General features: G+C 72.1%; 18 protein-coding genes and 1 pseudogene. 9 read left to right on the top strand and 10 right to left on the bottom strand.

The features are described from left to right. Positions 1 to 11: 11 nt before the first annotated feature. The 3 genes from AB0J74_RS05555 to AB0J74_RS05565 all read right to left on the bottom strand — a co-directional run bounded on the left by AB0J74_RS05555 (position 12) and on the right by AB0J74_RS05565 (position 2639). On the bottom strand, positions 12 to 602 hold the full coding sequence (locus AB0J74_RS05555; RefSeq protein WP_363444997.1) for a PepSY domain-containing protein: 591 nt from the start codon (positions 600 to 602) through the stop codon (positions 12 to 14). Between the two features lie 85 nt (positions 603 to 687). Next, positions 688 to 1950, bottom strand: coding sequence for a HAMP domain-containing sensor histidine kinase (locus tag AB0J74_RS05560; protein WP_363444999.1), 1263 nt, complete (start codon positions 1948 to 1950; stop codon positions 688 to 690). Further along, a complete protein-coding gene (locus AB0J74_RS05565; RefSeq protein WP_363445001.1) occupies positions 1947 to 2639 on the bottom strand; it encodes a response regulator transcription factor in 693 nt (230 codons plus the stop codon). Before AB0J74_RS05565 ends, AB0J74_RS05560 begins: the two co-directional genes overlap by 4 nt. Positions 2640 to 2741: 102 nt before the next feature. On the opposite strand from AB0J74_RS05565, the gene AB0J74_RS05570 reads away from it, so the two are divergent. The 5 genes from AB0J74_RS05570 (at position 2742) to AB0J74_RS05590 (ending at position 6865) form a co-directional block, all read left to right on the top strand. Further along, a complete protein-coding gene (locus tag AB0J74_RS05570) occupies positions 2742 to 3218 on the top strand; it encodes a septum formation initiator (RefSeq protein ID WP_363445003.1) in 477 nt (158 codons plus the stop codon). A gap of 29 nt (positions 3219 to 3247) precedes the next feature. After that, the gene (locus AB0J74_RS05575; protein WP_363445005.1) at positions 3248 to 4045 is read left to right on the top strand and encodes a hypothetical protein; all 798 of its coding nucleotides are present in this window, start codon (positions 3248 to 3250) and stop codon (positions 4043 to 4045) included. Between the two features lie 10 nt (positions 4046 to 4055). Continuing rightward, complete coding sequence (locus AB0J74_RS05580) at positions 4056 to 4460, top strand: CoA-binding protein (RefSeq protein WP_363445007.1); 405 nt, start codon at positions 4056 to 4058, stop codon at positions 4458 to 4460. A gap of 152 nt (positions 4461 to 4612) precedes the next feature. Further along, positions 4613 to 5725 carry a hypothetical protein gene (locus AB0J74_RS05585; protein WP_363445008.1) on the top strand — a complete coding sequence of 371 codons (1113 nt, stop codon included), beginning with the start codon at positions 4613 to 4615 and terminating at the stop codon, positions 5723 to 5725. A 210-nt stretch (positions 5726 to 5935) separates the two neighbouring features. Continuing rightward, positions 5936 to 6865, top strand: coding sequence for a GNAT family N-acetyltransferase (locus tag AB0J74_RS05590; RefSeq protein ID WP_363445010.1), 930 nt, complete (start codon positions 5936 to 5938; stop codon positions 6863 to 6865). Here AB0J74_RS05590 and AB0J74_RS05595 read toward each other — a convergent pair. Next, the gene (locus tag AB0J74_RS05595) at positions 6782 to 8008 is read right to left on the bottom strand and encodes an MFS transporter (protein ID WP_363445012.1); all 1227 of its coding nucleotides are present in this window, start codon (positions 8006 to 8008) and stop codon (positions 6782 to 6784) included. The two genes, AB0J74_RS05590 and AB0J74_RS05595, sit on opposite strands and share 84 nt — an antisense overlap. 9 nt (positions 8009 to 8017) lie before the next feature. Continuing rightward, complete coding sequence (locus AB0J74_RS05600) at positions 8018 to 9214, bottom strand: acyl-CoA dehydrogenase family protein (RefSeq protein ID WP_363445014.1); 1197 nt, start codon at positions 9212 to 9214, stop codon at positions 8018 to 8020. A 90-nt stretch (positions 9215 to 9304) separates the two neighbouring features. Between AB0J74_RS05600 and AB0J74_RS05605 the strand changes: the two genes are divergently transcribed. Beyond that, positions 9305 to 9832: a DUF4190 domain-containing protein gene (locus AB0J74_RS05605; protein WP_363445016.1), complete on the top strand. Its 528-nt coding sequence runs from the start codon at positions 9305 to 9307 to the stop codon at positions 9830 to 9832. A gap of 2 nt (positions 9833 to 9834) precedes the next feature. Here the strand turns inward: AB0J74_RS05605 and AB0J74_RS05610 are convergent. Next, a pseudogene (locus AB0J74_RS05610) lies at positions 9835 to 10599 on the bottom strand (SDR family NAD(P)-dependent oxidoreductase); the annotation flags it as partial. Positions 10600 to 10680: 81 nt separating this feature from the next. Beyond that, the gene (locus AB0J74_RS05615; protein WP_363445018.1) at positions 10681 to 11637 is read right to left on the bottom strand and encodes a CoA ester lyase; all 957 of its coding nucleotides are present in this window, start codon (positions 11635 to 11637) and stop codon (positions 10681 to 10683) included. A 70-nt stretch (positions 11638 to 11707) separates the two neighbouring features. Between AB0J74_RS05615 and AB0J74_RS05620 the strand changes: the two genes are divergently transcribed. Further along, a complete protein-coding gene (locus AB0J74_RS05620; protein WP_363445020.1) occupies positions 11708 to 12523 on the top strand; it encodes an SDR family NAD(P)-dependent oxidoreductase in 816 nt (271 codons plus the stop codon). Here the strand turns inward: AB0J74_RS05620 and AB0J74_RS05625 are convergent. Beyond that, a complete protein-coding gene (locus AB0J74_RS05625) occupies positions 12520 to 13455 on the bottom strand; it encodes a DMT family transporter (protein WP_363445021.1) in 936 nt (311 codons plus the stop codon). The two genes, AB0J74_RS05620 and AB0J74_RS05625, sit on opposite strands and share 4 nt — an antisense overlap. Positions 13456 to 13595: 140 nt before the next feature. Between AB0J74_RS05625 and AB0J74_RS05630 the strand changes: the two genes are divergently transcribed. Then, a complete protein-coding gene (locus tag AB0J74_RS05630) occupies positions 13596 to 14315 on the top strand; it encodes an HAD-IA family hydrolase (RefSeq protein ID WP_363445023.1) in 720 nt (239 codons plus the stop codon). Continuing rightward, a complete protein-coding gene (locus AB0J74_RS05635; protein WP_363445025.1) occupies positions 14312 to 14812 on the top strand; it encodes a hypothetical protein in 501 nt (166 codons plus the stop codon). Before AB0J74_RS05630 ends, AB0J74_RS05635 begins: the two co-directional genes overlap by 4 nt. Here the strand turns inward: AB0J74_RS05635 and AB0J74_RS05640 are convergent. Next, the gene (locus AB0J74_RS05640) at positions 14809 to 16104 is read right to left on the bottom strand and encodes a hypothetical protein (RefSeq protein WP_363445027.1); all 1296 of its coding nucleotides are present in this window, start codon (positions 16102 to 16104) and stop codon (positions 14809 to 14811) included. The genes AB0J74_RS05635 and AB0J74_RS05640 overlap by 4 nt on opposite strands. Continuing rightward, positions 16101 to 16430: a PadR family transcriptional regulator gene (locus AB0J74_RS05645; RefSeq protein WP_363445029.1), complete on the bottom strand. Its 330-nt coding sequence runs from the start codon at positions 16428 to 16430 to the stop codon at positions 16101 to 16103. Before AB0J74_RS05645 ends, AB0J74_RS05640 begins: the two co-directional genes overlap by 4 nt. Positions 16431 to 16464: the final 34 nt, after the last annotated feature.

A 16464-nucleotide genomic window follows, 5' to 3' on the forward strand; every position in this document is an offset into this window, starting at 1 on the left:
GGAAGGTGAGCTCAGTGCCGGCCGCCGCGTTCGCCGCCCTTGTCGTCGCCGGCGTCGTCGTTCGGGCCGTCGTCGTCGCCGCCGGTGGCTCGGTCGCCGCCCTTGTCGTCGTCGGCGTCGTGGGTCGGGCCGTCGTCCCGGCCGCCACCGACGCGGTCGTCGGTCGCCTCGCTGTCGGACTTGATGACCCGGCCGGTGGCCCGGTCGACGTAGACGTCGTGCTCCACGCCGGACCGCACGACCTCCACCTTCCAGGTCGAGAACCCGTGCTCGTACTCGGACTCGATCTTCGTGACGCTCCCACCGCCGACCCTGGCGAGCGCGATCCGCTCGGCTTCCGCGGCGCTGACGTTGCCGCGCAGCGGGGGTTGGGTGTCGGTCGCCGAGTCGCTGGGAGTCGGCGCCGCGTCGTCGGTCGGCACGGCGTCGGGGCTCGGCGAGTCGTCCGGGCCAGGGTTGTCGTCGAACGTCGGCGTCGGCTCGGCGGTGCTGGCGACCGCGCTGCCCGCGGGCGAGGGGTCGTCGGTCGCGGCCAGCGCCGTACCCGTGACGGCGAGAGCCGCCAGGCCGGCCAGCGTGACGATCACCGGTGTGCGCTTCATTCTTGTGACCTCCGTATCGGCTTCGATACCGACGAGGTTCGCTGAGCGACGGATAGCACCGCGCTGTGCGATCGCTAAGGACGCGTTAAGAACGCGACGGCGGCCCGAGCCGCAGCGCGACGACCGCGCCGCCACCCGGATTCTCGGAGATGTCGAGCGCGCCACCCGCCGCCTGCCGGGCGATGTCGAGACCCAGGCCGGTGCCGCCGTCCCGCGACACGCCCCGGGACACCACCGCGCCGGCCAGGCCCGGGCCGGAGTCCGACACCACCAGCACCCGGTCGGCCGACAGCGACACCGCGAACGGGGTCCCGTCGGGCGTGTGCGCGAAGACGTTGCCGAGCAGGGCGTCGACGGCCGCGGCCAGGTCGTCGGCGGCGACACCGACCAGCAACGGGCCCTCGACCAGCGACAACCGCATCGCGCGCCCGGTGTCTTCGGCCAGGACCGTCCAGAACTCGACCCGATCGCGTACGACCGCCACCGCGTCGCAGAACGCGTCGGTCGACTCGGCGCTGCGCCAGCGGGCCTGCCGGATCAGCCCGGTGACCGCCCGCTCCAGCGAGTCGACGCCCGCGGTCACGCGGGTCCGGTCATCGGGGTCGCCGACCGACTCGGCTTCCAGGCGCAACGCCGTCAACGGGGTACGCAAGCGGTGCGACAGGTCGGCCACCTGCTCGCGCTCCTCGCGCAGCAGCACCTGGATCCGCTCGGCCAGGTGGTTGAGCGCCCCGGCCACCTGGCGCAGTTCCGGCGGACCCGGCGGCATCGTGGCCCGGGCTCCGAGTTCGGCCCGGGCCAGCCGGTGCGAGACGGCCGACAGTTCGTCGATCGGCCGCACCAGGCTGCGCGCCAACCGGTCGGCCACGAGCAGCCCGAGAACCACCAGGAGCAGCCCCAGCGCCGCCAGCACCAACCAGGCCCGGGTCACGCCGGCGGTCAGGGCGGACCGGGGAACGACCGTGCGGATCACCGCGGTGCCACCAGCGCGGCCGACGCCGATCACGATCTCCCGACCGCCGTCGAGTTCGGCGGTCAGGCTCGTGCCGGTCGCCGCCAGGTCGACCGCGGGCGTGCGGTTCACCGCTGTGCCGATCGGGGCACCGCCGTCGGGCAGGAAGACCGTGACCGGCCGCCCGGACATCGCCACCAACTGGCCGACGACGAGCTCGATGGTGGGCCGGTCGTCGGTGCCGACCACCGGCACGATGCCCTGGATGTCGGCCGTCGCCCGGCCGGTCGCCCGGTCCTCGGCGACGGCGCGGAGCAGCAGGGCCAGCGGCACCAGGAACGCGATCAGGGTCAGCGTCGTGGTCGCGGCGACGAGCAGGGTGAGCCGGCGCCTCACGGGGTGCCGCCGGGTGCGGACAGGCGGACCCCCACGCCGCGCACGGTGTGCAGATAGCGCGGCGCGGAGGCGGTCTCGCCGAGCTTTCGGCGCAACCAGGACAGGTGCACGTCGACCGTCTTGTCGGCGCCGCCATAGGGGATCTGCCACACCTCGGTGAGCAGCTCGCGCTTGGTGACCACCTCGTCCCGCCGGGTGGCGAGATGGTGCAGCAGGTCGAACTCGCGGGGTGTCAGGTCCAGCGGCGCACCGTCCAGGCGTACGCCGCGTGACCTTGGTTGGATCTCCAGACCGCCCACGACGATGGCCTCGTCGGGCGCGGCGGCGGAACCGCCGCGGCGCAGCACCGCCCGCACCCGGGCGTCGAGCTGTGCGGCGGTGAACGGCTTGACCAGGTAGTCGTCGGCGCCCGCGTCGAGCACCCGGACGATCTCCGACTCGGCGTCGCGGGCCGTGGCGACGATCACCGCCACCCGGCTGACCGCGCGCAGCATCCGGAGCAGTTCGGCGCCGTCGACGTCGGGCAGGCCCAGGTCGAGCACGACCAGGTCGGGCTTGTCGTCGAGCGCGGCCCGCAGCCCTTCCATCGCGGTGCTCGCGGCCGCGACGGCATGCCCGCGGTCGCGCAGCGCCCGCAGCAGCGGGGTGCGGATCGCGGGGTCGTCTTCGATGAGCAGCAGGCGCGGCACAGCTCGCACGGTATCCCCCGCAGCGCCGGCCGGCGGAGCCCTTAACCCTCTCTTAGCGTCGGCCGGTGCCGCTTTTAGCGCGGGGCAGGGCATAGTCGGGTGATGTCCCGCCGGAGCCTCGCCGTCCTCGGATGGCTCGCCGTGGTGATCGTGGCGACGCTGGCCGGCGTCGGCGCCCTGCGGCTCGTCGGTGACAGCCTCGCCAGCACACCCGGTGGCGTGCGCAGCCAGGCCGACGTGGCCCGCGACCTGGCGGCGGCCACTGCGCGACCGGCGCCGTCAACCGGCACCGCGACACCGAGCCCGACGGCCGCGCCGACGGCCGCGCCGACGACCGCCCCGGCCACCGAACCCGGGCTCAAGAGCTTCTCGAGCCCGGGCGGCACCGCCTTCGCTCTGTGTGTCGACGGGGTCGCGACGATCAAGAGCTACTCGCCGGCTCTGGGCTACGCGGTGGACGACCTCGAGCAGGGAGCGGGCCGCGAGGCCGAGCTGAAGTTCCGGGGCCCGCGTGGCAGGTTCGAAATCAAGATCAGGTGCGACGGCGACGAACCCGTTCGGTCGGGGCACGACGACTGACGATCGCCTATCCCCGGTACGCTCCGGCCATGCACCAGCGATGGCTGCTCGGCGCCGTGACCGTGGGAGTGGTCTGGGGCGCGGCGGCGATCGCGTTCGACATCCCCGTCTGGATCCTCGACTTCCTGCTGCACCTGGGCCCGCTGCTGGCCGGCGTGGTGGTGACGGTCGCGCTGGTCGGCTGGCGCCCGGCCGGGCCGGCCACGTTCGACGTCCAGGCCGACTCGTTCGTGGCGCCGACCAACCGCCGTCGCACGATCGAGGTATCCGCGCTGCTGGTCGTGCTGATCTCCGCGACCGCACTGGGCATCGACTGGATCGCGTCCGACGGCGGCGCGGTCGACGTCGCCCTGTCCGCGCTGCCCGCCCTGCTCGCCGCCGCGCTGCTGCTGCACTCGCTGTTGATCCCGCCGACGGTCGAACTGCGCCCGGAAGGGCTGCGCATCCCCGGCCGGCTGCACCGCGTCGACGTGCCCTGGGAGGCGATCCGCCCGGGTACGCCGTGGGCGCCGCGGCTGCGTACCCAGAAATTGGAACTGTTGATCGGCACCGGCTATCTGGTGCGCCCGCCGCGCGAGCGCCGGCCACGCCTCGACGTGCCGATCGACGTGCTCGACATCCACCCGTGGTTCCTGGCCGACGCGATCCGCTATTACGTCGCGCATCCGGAGCACCGCGCGGCGATCGGCCGCCCGGCCGAACTGGAGCGGCTCTCCCGGCGCCTCCGCGACGGCGGCGCTCCCCCGGCGCTGCCGCCCGGCCGCACTCCGACGATCGTGCGCCAGGCCACGGCGCCGGACGAGTCGCCGGCCGGGCACCGGAGATAGAGTCGGAAACGTGCGTGATGCTCAGGAACTCCTCGCCGACGCCAAGGTGATCGCGGTCGTGGGTGCGTCGCGCGACCCCAACAAGGCCGCGCATTCCGTCCCTCGCCAGATGCAGCGCCACGGCTGGCGCATCATCCCGGTCAACCCCTACGCCGACGAGCTGTTCGGGGAGAAGGTCTACCGCACGGTCGCCGAGATCCCGTTCCCGGTCGACCTGGTCAACGTCTTCCGCCCGGCCCGCGACGCCGCAGGCGTGGTCCGCGACGCGATCGCGGCCGGGGCGCCCGCCGTCTGGCTGCAGCTCGACATCGTCTCGGCCGAGGCCCGCAAGCTGGCCACCGAGGCGGGCCTGGACTATGTCGAAAACCGCTGCGTCGCGGTCGAACGCGCGGTCGCCAACCTGAGCCTGCTCTAGCCCCGCATCCCCACCCGTCTGGACCCGCGGAAGGTACCTTCCGGAGGCTTTGCTCTGCACCCCTGTAGGAAGCGCCCTGCCGCAGGGAAATGCCAGACTGTCGCGCCAGCCGTCCGCGAGTGGATATTCAAAGAGCCGGAGCGGGTTGATCGATGACCGACATGACCGAGGGCACATTCGAGGCTGAACTCGTCGAAGAGGAGGCCGCGCGCGATATCGCGAAGGCGGTCAGCGCTCGACATTCGATTGCTCGCAAATACGTCATGCGCGTCCGCCGCCGAAATCCCGATGCGACGCCCGCCGAAGTGATCCGGCTGCTCGAACGGCACTACGTCACCGCCATCAGCACCGCGGGCGCCGTCATTACCGCCGGCGCCATAGCGGCCGAGGTCGGCATCGCACTGATTCCTCTCGGTGGCGCCGCGACGAGCGGCGCCAAGAGTCTGGGCAAGCAAGCGGCGAAGAAGGCGGGCAAGGAGGCCGTAAAGGGCATGGCCGCGAAGGCGGCCAAGAGTGTGGCGCTCGGTGCCGCTAAGACGGGAGCCGAGCGGGTCGCCGCGCTTCTCCCGGCGGGCGACGAGCAGCTCCAGTTCGAGATCACGGCGATCTTCGGGCTCGCCATCGCTGACATTCACCACATGGACCTCGACAAAGAGCAAGCACACGCCCTGGTGTACGGGCTGTCGAACGGGCGCGTGAGCCAACAGCAGATCGCGACGATGGCAACCGACCTCGCGAGTGTGTCGACGGGAGGTGCGGTTGGTGTCGGACACGCGATCGCCGCCGGTCGGACCGATTGGTCGCACTGGGCCAACACACTCGCGGACACGCTTCCCGGGGGCGCGGCGCAGAGCCTCGTTCGCACCATCCGGACGGGCCAGCTGGACGCGGTGCGTCCCAACTTGAGTGGGAAGCAGCAAGCGGCGGTCGAATACGGAGTCGGCGCATTGGCCGGAGGCGTTACGCGCTTCGTATTCGGTCGCGAGGTGGTCGAGGCCGCCCGGGTAGCCTTCGCTGATGCTCCGGCGCAGTTCCCGGCGCATTTGGCCGTTCCGGAGAAGCCGAAGCCCGAGGACGACGACGAGGCCGAACCGAATCGGGCATTCGCCGCGTTGGAAGACGCGGCGAAGGCGACGCGACTTGGGTCTCCGACGCCGCAAATGCGGTGGGTGGCGGCGTATCGACCGCGGCGGGCGCTGTGGCTCGTCCGTTCAGAAGTGTCGACCTCGACGGCGACGGCATCCCGGACGCACCGCAGGCGCTGACCGCGGTGAAGGGTGTGGGCGGAGCGATCGCCGGCGCGGCGGCTTCGCTGTTCAAGACGAGGAAGCCCGCACCTCAGATTGAGGAGACGTCCACCGGAGCGGAGGAGTAGGCGCCCCGCGACTGGCGCGCTTCCCACAGGGGTGCAGAGCAAGCGGGGGTTGCCGACAAATGCGCTCGCGACAAGACCGGCGGGGAGCTAGCGTCCGGGCATGTTGACGGTGCGGCGGGCGACCTCCGATGACGACCTCGCGATGGTGCGGCGCGTGCGGATGACCGTGGTGCCCTATGAGCGGGCGCCGTCGGTTGCCGAGATGCGGGCGTCGCTCACCCGCGACAGCCTGGTGCTGCTGGTCGAGCTCGACGGCCAGCTGGCGGGCAGCGCCGTCGCCGATCGGTCCAGCATCACGGGTGCGGCCACGGTCACGCCGCGGGTGTTGCCTGAGTTTCGGCGGCGAGGCATCGGCAGCCGGGTCATGCCGCATCTGCTCGCGCACGCCGTCTCGCTCGGCGTCGACCAGGTGCTTGGGCATGCTGACGACCTAGGGTCCAAAGCGTTCGCCGAGCGGCATGGCTTCGCTGAGGTGGACCGCCAGGTCGAGCAGGTTCGCGCGATCGGGCAGGAGCCGACACCGCGGCCGCGCGCTGACGTCGAGGTCGTCACCGTGGCCGAGCGGCCGGAGATCTGGGACGTGGTCTACGAGCGGCTCGCGCTGCAGGCGTTCCAGGACATGGCGTTGATCGCGCCGATGCACGCGCCGATCGACGAGTGGCGGGTGAGCTGGATCGGGGACCCGGCCGCCATGTTCGTGGCCGTCGCCGGCGGGGCGCCGGTCGGGCTGGCCGGGCTGATCGCCGACGACGACAACCCGCACCGGGCGGAGAACGCGCTCACCGTGGTCGACCGCGACTGGCGTGGGCGCGGGGTCGCCGCTCATCTCAAGCGGCTGTCACTGGCCCATGCCGCAAAGGTCGGCATCACCGAGGTCTACACCTGGACGCAGAAGGGCAACGCCGACATGCGGCGGCTCAACGAGCACCTGGGCTACACGACCCGGCTACAGAGCTTCACCATGCGCCGGGCGATTGAAGCCGCCCAGCCGCAGCGGGGAGAAGGCGGCGATCAGGGCGATCGCGGCTAGGCCGACGCCCAGCGCGAGCGTCACCGCCGGCACACCGGCGCGCGCGGCGGCGAACGTGATCAGCGGCGCGCCGAGCGGGCCCGGCAGGTAGTGGATGGTCCAGAACGCCGAGGTGACCCGCCCGAGCAGGGGTTCCGGGGTGATCTCCTGCCGCAGCGACATCGAGCAGGTGCCGGCGATCCCCTGGCAGAACAGGATCACCGCGACCAGGCCCGCGAGCAGCGGCACCACGGTGGCGCTGCCGGCGCCGGCCAGGGCGACCCCGGACAGCGCGTAGGCGCCGATCCAGCACGCGCCGAAACCGAGCCGCCGGCGCACGGCCGCGACGACCAGGCCCGCCACGACGCTGCCGGCGGCGCCGATCGCGAAGACCACCCCGACCGCGCCGCCGCCCTGGTGCAAATCATTCTTCAGGCGGAAAATCAGCAGATCATCCATGGTGTACGTCAACAGGATGACCCCACACAGCAGCAGCGTGAGGGTGCGCAGCACGGGGTTCTCCCAGAGGAACCTGGCCCCGGTCAGGAAGCCGCGGATCGGCGACTCGCGCTCGGGCGCGCCCTCCCGCGGCCTGATCCGCACGAACGACATCGCGACCGCCGACAACCCGAAGGTGACCGCGTCGATGCCGATCACCCACGCCGGGTCGAGCACCGCGAAGAGGGCGCCGGCGATCAGCGGGCCGGTGATGCCGGCGACCGCGAACGTCGCCGAGAGCAGGCCGTTGGCCTCGGTGATCTGGTCCCGGGCGACCAGCGCGGGCACGGCGGTGATGTAGGCGACCGAATAGAGCATGCCGGCCGCGGCGCCGAGCGGCATCGCCACGTAGAGCACCCAGAGGTGCGGCTCGACCAGCCAGGCCAGCGGGACCAGGGCGTAGAGGGCGGCCCGGGCCACGTCGCAGGCGACCATCACGGTGCGGCGGTCGAAGCGGTCGACGATCGAGCCGGCCAGCACGCCGGAGACCAGCCAGGCGGCGCCGACCGCGCCGGTGACCAGGCCCATCTGGAAGACCGAGTCGGTGAGCGCCAGCACCAGGACGGGCACGGCCAGTGTGGTCAGCGAGTCACCGGCGACCGAGACACCCTGGAGGATCCAGAACAGCACGAAGTTGCGGTCGCGGCGCAGCGGCGGTGAGGACACGCCCTCACATTAGAGGCGGTATTCCTTCAGCAGGCCCCGCGAGATGATCGTCTTCTGGATCTCCGAGGTGCCCTCGCCGATCAACAGGAACGGGGCCTCGCGCATCAGCCGCTCGATCTCGTATTCGGTCGAGTACCCGTACCCGCCGTGGATGCGGAACGACTCCTGCACCACCTCGGCGCAGTATTCCGACGCGAGCAGCTTGGCCATCCCGGCCTCGACGTCGTTGCGCGCGCCGGCGTCTTTGAGCCGGGCGGCATTGACCATCATCTGGTGTGCGGCCTCGATCTTCGTAGCCATTTCGGCCAGCTTGAAGGCGATGGCCTGGTGGCCGGCGAGCGGCTCGCCGAACGTGTGCCGCTGCTGGGCGTACGCGATGGCCAGCTCGAAGGCCCTGATCGCGATGCCGCAGGCGCGCGCGGCGACGTTCACCCGGCCCACCTCGATGCCGTCCATCATCTGGTAGAAGCCCTGGCCGACCTGGTCGGGGCCGCCGAGCACCGCCGAGGCCGGCACCGCGACGCCGTCGAGGATCATCTCCGTCGTCTCGACGCCCTTGTAGCCCATCTTGGCGATCTTGCCGGGAATGGTCAGCCCCGGTGCGGTCTCGCCGAACCCGGGCTCCTTCTCCAACAGGAAGCAGGTCATGCCGCGGTAGACCGGCTCCGCGGCCGGGTCGGTCTTGACCAGCGTCGCCACCACCCCGGACTGGGCGCCGTTGGTCAGCCACATCTTCTGACCGTCGAGGACGTACGCGTCGCCGTCGCGCCGGGCCGTCGACCGGATGGCGGCGACGTCGGAGCCGCAGCCCGGCTCCGACATCGAGAAGGCGCCGCGCACCTCGCCGGTCGCCATCCGCGGCAGCAGGGCGGCCCGCTGCTCGGCCGACCCGTGCTGTGCGACCAGGTAGGCGACGATGAAGTGGGTGTTGACGATGCCCGAGACCGACATCCAGCCGCGGGACAACTCCTCGACGACGAGGGCGTAGGTCAGCAGCGACTCACCGAGGCCGCCGTGCTCCTCGTCGATCGTCAGTCCGAAAAGGCCCATCTCGCGCATGCCGTCGACGATGTCGGCCGGATATTCGTCGGCGTGCTCGAGTCGCTGCGCGTGCGGAACGATCTCTTTGTCGACGAACTCGCGGACCGTTTCGAGGATCGACGCCTGCACGTCGGTGAGGCCGGGGGTCTGGGCAAGGCGCGCCATGACCACATCTTTCCTCCTGACGGCGTACTCGGGATGCGATTCGCTTCCTCGCGTTTAGTAGCGTGCCGGGGACGACTCAGGAGAGTGACGATGACCTACCCACCGCCCGGCAACCAGTCCGACCCCTATCAGCCCGGGCAGCCCTACGACCCGCAGCAGTCCGGCCCGCCGGCGTACGGGCCGCCGGTCTCCGGCTCGCCCGCGCCCGGCCAGCAGATCCCGGGGCAGCCCAGCTCGGGCCAGCCCGCACCCTATGGGCAGCCGGACCCCTACGCCCAGCCCAACGCCTATGGGCAGCCGGACCCCTACGCGCAGGCCTACCCCGGCTACGCGCCGCAGCAGCCGGCCTACGGATATCCGCAGGCGCGCGGCACCAACGTCATGGCGATCCTGTCGCTGGTGTTCGCCTTCGTCTTCGCGCCGGCCGGCATCGTGCTCGGCCACATCGCGAAGAAGCAGTTGCGCACCTCCGGCGAAGACGGCAGCGGCCTGGCCACGGCGGGCCTGGTGCTGAGCTACATCTTCACCGGCCTCTCGGTGCTGATCTGCTGCGGAATCCTCGGGCTCGGCTGGTTCGGCGCGACGAACGACAGCATCGGCAACACCGGCGGCTACTAGCCCTAGCGGAACTGGGCCTCGCGCACGCTGTTGCCGCCGTCGACCACCAGCATCTGGCCGGTGATGTAGGACGCGGCGGGCGAGCACAGGAACGCGATCGCGGCGGCCACCTCGTCAGGGGTGCCCGGCCGCCCGATCGGCGTGCCGAGGCCCTGCTTGAGCTCGGTGACCGTGGACGCGGCGGTGTAGATCGTGCCGGGCGCGACCGCGTTCACGGTCACGCCGTCGGCAACCATCTCCATCGCCAGCGCCCGGGTCAGGCCGATCACCCCGGCCTTGGCCGCGGCGTAGGCGGCCTCGGTCGGCAACGCGTTGACCGGGCCGGCGGTGGCCGAGAGGTTGACGATGCGGCCCCAGCCGCGTTCCGACATGCCGCCGATGAACGCCCGGCTGCACAGGAACGCCGTGCTGAGGTTGCGGTCGATCTCGGAGCGCCACTCGTCGAAGGTGAGCTGGGCGACCGGGCGGAGCACCTCGGGACTCGCCCGGCTCGCCAGGCCGGCGTTGTTGACCAGCACCTCGACGTCGCCGAGCAGCTCGGTGACGGCGTCAGCGAGCGCGCCGACCTCGGCCTCGTCGGTCAGGTCGGCGACGAACCCGACGGCGCCGAGTTCGGTGGCGCGGTCGTGGATACGGCGGGTGGTCGACACGATGGCCACCTTGGCACCGAGTTGGCGCAGCCGGCGGGCGGTCGCGTAGCCGATGCCGTCGGGGCTGCCCGCGCCGGTGACCACGGCGACCCGGCCGTCGAGGCGAACGCTGGTCAACCCGTCGTCGGCCTGAGTGTCGATTTCCATGCCAGCGATCCTGCCCGGTCCGGTCAACACCGGCAACGACGGGGCCTGACCTCAGGACTCCGGTGGGGTGAACCTGGTGGTGCGGGTCAGCCCGGCGGCCCGGCCCTTGGCCGCGATCACCAGGGCCATCTTGCGCGACGCCTCGTCGATCATCTCGTCACCGAGCATCACCGCGCCGAGCTTGCCGCCCGCTTCCGAGGTGGCGTGCTCGTAGGCGTCGAGAATCAGTTCGGCCCGGTCGTAGTCGTCCTGCGCCGGCGCGTAGATCTCGTTGGCCGCGTCGATCTGCCCCGGGTGCAGCACCCACTTGCCGTCGAACCCGAGCGCGGCCGAGCGCTTCGCGACCGCGCGGAACGCGTCGACGTCGCGGATCTGCAGGAACGGGCCGTCGATGGCCTGCTTGTCGTGCATCCGCGCGGCCATCAACAGTCGCATGAGGATGTAGTGGTAGGGATCGCCGGGATAGTCCGGGATCAGCCCGCCGACCACCATCGACCGCATGTTGATCGAGGCCATGAAGTCGGCCGGCCCGAAGATGATCGTCTCGACCCGGGGCGAGGCGGCCGCGATCGCGTCCACGTTGACCAGCCCGGCCGCGTTCTCGATCTGCGCCTCGATGCCGATCCCGCCGACCGGCAGGCCGATCGTCTTCTCGATCTGGGTGAGCGTGAGGTCGAGCCACTCGACGTGTGCGGCCGACTGGACCTTGGGCAGCATCACGCAGTCCAGGTTGGCCCCGGCGCCCTCGACCACCTCGACCACGTCGCGGTACGTCCACGCTGTCGTCAGGTCGTTGACCCGCACCACCCGGGTCTTGTCGCCCCAGTCGCCCTCGTTGAGCGCGGCGACCACGTTCTTGCGGGCCTCCGGCTTGGCCAGCGGCGCGACCGCGTCCTCCAGGTCGAGGAACACCTGATCGGCCGGCAGTCCCCGGGCCTTGTCGAGCATCTTCAGGCTGGAACCGGGTACGGCGAGACAGGATCGGCGCGGGCGGCCGGCAGCGACCATCGACTGCTCCTCACGATCGTTACAGTTAGCCAAACGGTAACCTCGCGCGAAGACCGAGGAGAACCAAGCAGTGGAAGATGTGACCGGGCGAGTCGTAGTGATCACCGGCGCCAGTTCCGGCATCGGTCTGTCCGCCGCTGTCGCCCTGGCCCGACGCGGTGACCAGGTCGTCCTGGTCGGTCGCGACCCGGCCCGACTCACCGCGGCCGCCTCCGAAGTACGCGACGCGACCGGCACGCTCCCGGCCTCCTACCGCGCCGACTTCTCCTCGCTCGACGACGTGCGCACGCTGGCCGCGCACCTGCGCTCCGCGTACGACCGGATCGACGTGCTCGCCAACAACGCCGGCGCGATCGTGCTGCACCCGGCCACCACCGTCGACGGCAACGAGTTGACCATCCAGGCCAACCACCTGGCCAGCTTCCTGCTGACGGTGCTGCTGCACGACCGGATCGGGCGCACGGTGGTGACCGCGTCCGGCGCCTACCGCTGGGGCAACCTCGACCCGCGCGACCTCAACCGGCCGCTGGAGCGCTACATCCCGTTCCTGGCCTACGGCACGAGCAAGCAGGCGAACATCCTGTTCGCCGGCGAGGCGGCCCGGCAGTTCCCGGGCATGCTGGCCTACTCGTTCCACCCGGGCGCGGTGCGCACCCGGTTCTACAACGACAACCGGTTCGTCGCCTGGGGCATGAAGCACAGCCCGCTGCTGCGCGGCCCCGACAAGGGCGCCGAGACGCTGGTCTGGCTGGCCACCGCCGACCCGGCTCGGCTGGTCAACGGCGCCTACTACTACGACAAGAAGCCGCGCCGGGTTTCGGCCAAGGCGACCGACCCGGCCCTGGCCGCCGCGCTCTGGAAGGCCAGCGAGCAGGCGACAGGCTAGGGCAGGGCGGCGGTTTCCAGATCGCGGGCGGCGCGGGCCCGCTCCCGGCGGCCGGCCTGGGCGCCGCCGAGCACCACGATCGCGACGCCGACCAGGAGCAGGGCCAGGCCCGGCAGCGAGTTGGCCGGCGGCACCTGGCCGAGCCAGAGCCAGGCGATGATCGCCGCGCCCGGGACCTCCAGCAGGATCAGCACGCTGATCGTGGTCGCCGAGACCCGGCGCAGCGCGTAGTTGAACATCGTGTGCCCGAGCAACTGTGCACCGGCCACCAGGCCGAGGATCGCCAGCCAACTGGAGCCCGGGTAGCCGCCCAGCCGCTGCCCCGACGCCAGGCAGATGACCAGCAGGAGCACGGCGCAGACCCCATAACAGATGGTGGTGTACGTGCTGGTGCTGAGCGTCACCCGGGCGCGCTCGCCGAGCGCCGTGTATGCCGCCGCCATCATCGCGCCGACCAGCGCCAGCAGGTCACCCAGCACCGCCCGGGACGAGACGCCGAAGTCGGCGCCGGTGGCCAGCGCCGCGCCGAGCACCGCGACGCCGATGCCGATCCAGGTCACCGTGCGCAGCCGGCGGCCCGAGGCGACCGAGATCAACCCCTGCCAGACCGGCTGGGTGGCGACCAGCGCTGTGGACGCCGCGACCGTGGTGAACCGGATGCTGGGCATCCAGGCGGCGAAGTGTGCCGCGAGCGCGACACCGGCCAGCACGCAGAACAGGCCCTCGCGGCGGCCCAGGTTGGCGTACTCGTGGCGCTTGGCGATCAGCGACATCGGGCCGAGCACCCCGACCGCGAGGGCGTTGCGCCAGAAGGCGATGGCCAGGGCCGGCGCGGCGGCGGCGAACGCGATCAGCGGGCCCGAGGTGGAGACGGCGAGGACGGCGACGACCAGCGCCAGGGTGGCGGCGGGGTCGAGCGAGGGGCGGTGCACAGTGAACCATCCTCACAAATCACATACTGCGGCTATCCGACTACGGTCGGTCGATCAGCCGATAGGTCTCTCCGGTCGCCGTCGATAAGCTTCCCCGGTCTTGCCAGCTACTGCCCCGGGTCATGCCATGGAGGCTGACGGTGCCCGCATTACGCGCGGTCGTGTTCGACTTCTTCGGCACTCTGACCCGGCCGGTCCGCCGCGGCCCCGACCACCTCGAGACCGCCCGCATCCTGGGATGCGACCCGGCGCTGATGACGGCCCTACTGGACGCGTCCTACTACCGGCGGGCCAGCGGCGACCTCGGCTCCGCGGCCGACAACCTGCGCTGGATCGCCGCCCGGGCCGGCGCCGACCCGTCCGACGAGACGGTCCAGGCGGCGGTGGCGAGCCGGCTGCGGGCCGTCCGGCACGACACGGAGTTGCGGAACGAGGCCGTGCCGGTGCTGTGGGCGTTGCGGCTGCGCGGGCTGCGTACGGCAGTGGTCAGTGACTGCACCCACGAGTTGCCGCTGCTGCTGCCCAGCCTGTCGGTCGCCCCGCTGCTCGACACGGCCGTGTTCTCCGTCGAGGAGGGCGTCTGCAAGCCCGACCCGAACATCTACCTGGCCGCCTGCCAGCGGCTCGGTGTCGCGCCGGCCGAGTGCCTCTACGTCGGCGACGGTGGCAGCCACGAGCTGACCGGCGCGGTCGAGGTCGGCATGACCGCCGTCCGGCTGGCCGCTCCCGACCTCGTCGACCACCTGGTCTTCGGCGCCGACGTCGACTGGTCCGGCCGCGCGGTGACCCGACTCGGCGGCGTGCTCGACGAGGTCGACCATGGCCAGCGGGCCACGGCGCCGGGCAGGATGAGGGGGTGAGCGACCCGGTGGTGCAAGAGGCGATCAAGAAGGCGGCCGTGGCCTGGGTGTCTGTCGACGGCGCGGCACCCCGGGTGCTCTGGTGCGTGCCGGTGGACGGGGCGCTCTACCTGGTCAGCGGCATCGGCGAGCAGCAGGCGCCCGGCCTGGCCAAGGCCGCGACCGCCGAGGTGACGCTGCGCGGCGACCACGGTGGGCGGATCGTCACCTTCACCGCCGAGGTCCGCCGCGTGCAGCCCGGCGACGAGGAGTGGAACTCGGTCGCGCCCCAGGTGGGCGGCAAGCGGCTGAACGCCTCGGGCCCGACCGAGAAGCTGCTCGAACGCTGGGCGATGGACTGCACGCTGAGCTGCCTGACCCCGGCCGCGGACACGCCGGCGGTGACCCGGCCCGACCTGCCCGACGGCAGCCTGGCCGAGCCGCCCCGGGAGACGGCGGCGACCAGCCCCACCCGCAAGCCGTTCCGCCTGCACAAGGTGCGCGGCCAGCGGCGCTAGTCGAGCCACCAGCGGGCGGCGTCGCCGCCGTAGGGGGTGAGCAGCAGGGCCGGCAGTGCCACGGCCGAGACGGCCGCGACCAGCAGCACGTTCCAGGCCAGCGGCCCGACCCGCTGGCGGCCGGTCGCCAGCAGCGGCACCGAGACGGTGAGCAGCAGCGGCGACAGGATCACGCCGGCGTAGTAGAGCAGCGCCACCGGGAGAAACACCGGCAGCGGCAACAGGTCCTTCGGGTCCTGGGCGCCGCTGAGCATGGTTGCCCGGTCGACGCCGCTGGTGAGCATCCGGGCCGTGAAGGTGACCAGGACGGTGGCAATGGCCAGGCCGAACGCGAGGTGCGCGGCCAGGACCAGCCGGGCACCCCACCGGACCGGGTCGGTCGGCTGCGGCGGCGTGGCCGTGGCGCGCTCGGCCGGCAGGACCAGCGCCAGGACCAGGGTCGCCGCGAGACCGAGCAGGCCCAGCCGCTCGGTCAGCGGCCCGGCGAAGCCCACCTGGATGGCCCCGGACCAGAGGGCCGCCGCGGTGCTGACCCCGCCCGCGATGACGAACAGCAGGCTCGGCAGGCCGAGCAGCGCCAGCCCGAGTCGGGCCGCCGGCACACGGGACCGAAAGCGGCGGAGCACCCACGCGGCGACCAGCCAACCGGTCAGCCCGCCCAGCAGGACCACGGCGGCACCGACCGGTAGGGCCCAGGCCGGCCACGGATAGCGCACCTGGAAGGCGGCTCCGCTCCCCGGGCCGGGGTCGCCGGGCAGGACGCTGACGACCAGACTCTCGCCGGCCCGATCCAACGTGAAGCGGTGGCCGGGGCCGATCGGGCCCGCCGCCCAGCCGTCGGCCACCGCGCGGTCGCGCAGGCCGGTTGCCAGCCCGTCGAGCGCCTCCGGCCCCGCCGGATAGATGGCTTCGACCTCGGTCGGGCCGCCGAAAGCGGTCAGCATGCGGTCGGCATTGCCCGTCACCATCGACTCGGGCAACAGCGACATGGCCGTCACCATCGTCTCGCGGCCCATGTCGGCCGTCTGCCGAGCGACCGCGCTCAGGCCGGCGTAGCCGATCGTGATCGCCGCGACGACGGTCACCGCGCCGAAGACCCGGCCACGCGGCGGCCCGAGGCGCAGGCGCAGGCCGACGCGCAGCAGTTCCCACGCCTCGGACGCGGGTGGGCGGGTCCGGTCGGGCGGGGCGCCGTCCATCAGCGTCGTCAGCATCTCCTCGCCCCGCTGGCGGCGATAGGCCGGCGGGAAGGCCAGCAGAAGGCGGCGGTAGCGGCGCTCGAGCGTGTTCACGACGCCGGCCCGAAAGCGATGCGGCGCAACCGCGCGGTGGCCATGGCCGCGTTCGCCCGCATCCGGTCGGCCTCGGCCGACAGCGCGGCGCCGCCGTCGTCGGTCAGCCGGTAGTAGCGGCGCAGCCGCCCGTCGACGGCCTCTTCCCGGTCGAGGACGAGCAGCCCTTCCTCGGTCAGCCGGTCGAGGGCGGCGTAGAGGGTGCCGGCGCGCAGCGTTATCCGCCCGCCGGACAGGTCCGCGACGGCCCGGATCACGCCGTAGCCGTGCAACGGCTGCCCGGCGAGCGCGGTCAGGATGAAGAAGGTCGGCTCCTGCATGGCCATGCGTCGATGCTACCGACCATCGGCATATACCGGT

This window comes from Asanoa sp. NPDC049573 (genome assembly GCF_040676615.1).
Lineage (GTDB): Bacteria > Actinomycetota > Actinomycetes > Mycobacteriales > Micromonosporaceae > Asanoa.

What these genes read in the sequence shown, in the direction of transcription:
- AB0J74_RS05555 (WP_363444997.1), bottom strand. Translation starts at nt 602, where the DNA reads ATGAAGCGCACACCGGTGATCGTCACGCTGGCCGGCCTGGCGGCTCTC.
- AB0J74_RS05570 (WP_363445003.1), top strand. Translation starts at nt 2,742, where the DNA reads ATGTCCCGCCGGAGCCTCGCCGTCCTCGGATGGCTCGCCGTGGTGATC.
- AB0J74_RS05575 (WP_363445005.1), top strand. Translation starts at nt 3,248, where the DNA reads ATGCACCAGCGATGGCTGCTCGGCGCCGTGACCGTGGGAGTGGTCTGG.
- AB0J74_RS05585 (WP_363445008.1), top strand. Translation starts at nt 4,613, where the DNA reads ATGACCGACATGACCGAGGGCACATTCGAGGCTGAACTCGTCGAAGAG.
- AB0J74_RS05590 (WP_363445010.1), top strand. Translation starts at nt 5,936, where the DNA reads ATGTTGACGGTGCGGCGGGCGACCTCCGATGACGACCTCGCGATGGTG.
- AB0J74_RS05600 (WP_363445014.1), bottom strand. Translation starts at nt 9,214, where the DNA reads ATGGCGCGCCTTGCCCAGACCCCCGGCCTCACCGACGTGCAGGCGTCG.
- AB0J74_RS05605 (WP_363445016.1), top strand. Translation starts at nt 9,305, where the DNA reads ATGACCTACCCACCGCCCGGCAACCAGTCCGACCCCTATCAGCCCGGG.
- AB0J74_RS05615 (WP_363445018.1), bottom strand. Translation starts at nt 11,637, where the DNA reads ATGGTCGCTGCCGGCCGCCCGCGCCGATCCTGTCTCGCCGTACCCGGT.
- AB0J74_RS05645 (WP_363445029.1), bottom strand. Translation starts at nt 16,430, where the DNA reads ATGGCCATGCAGGAGCCGACCTTCTTCATCCTGACCGCGCTCGCCGGG.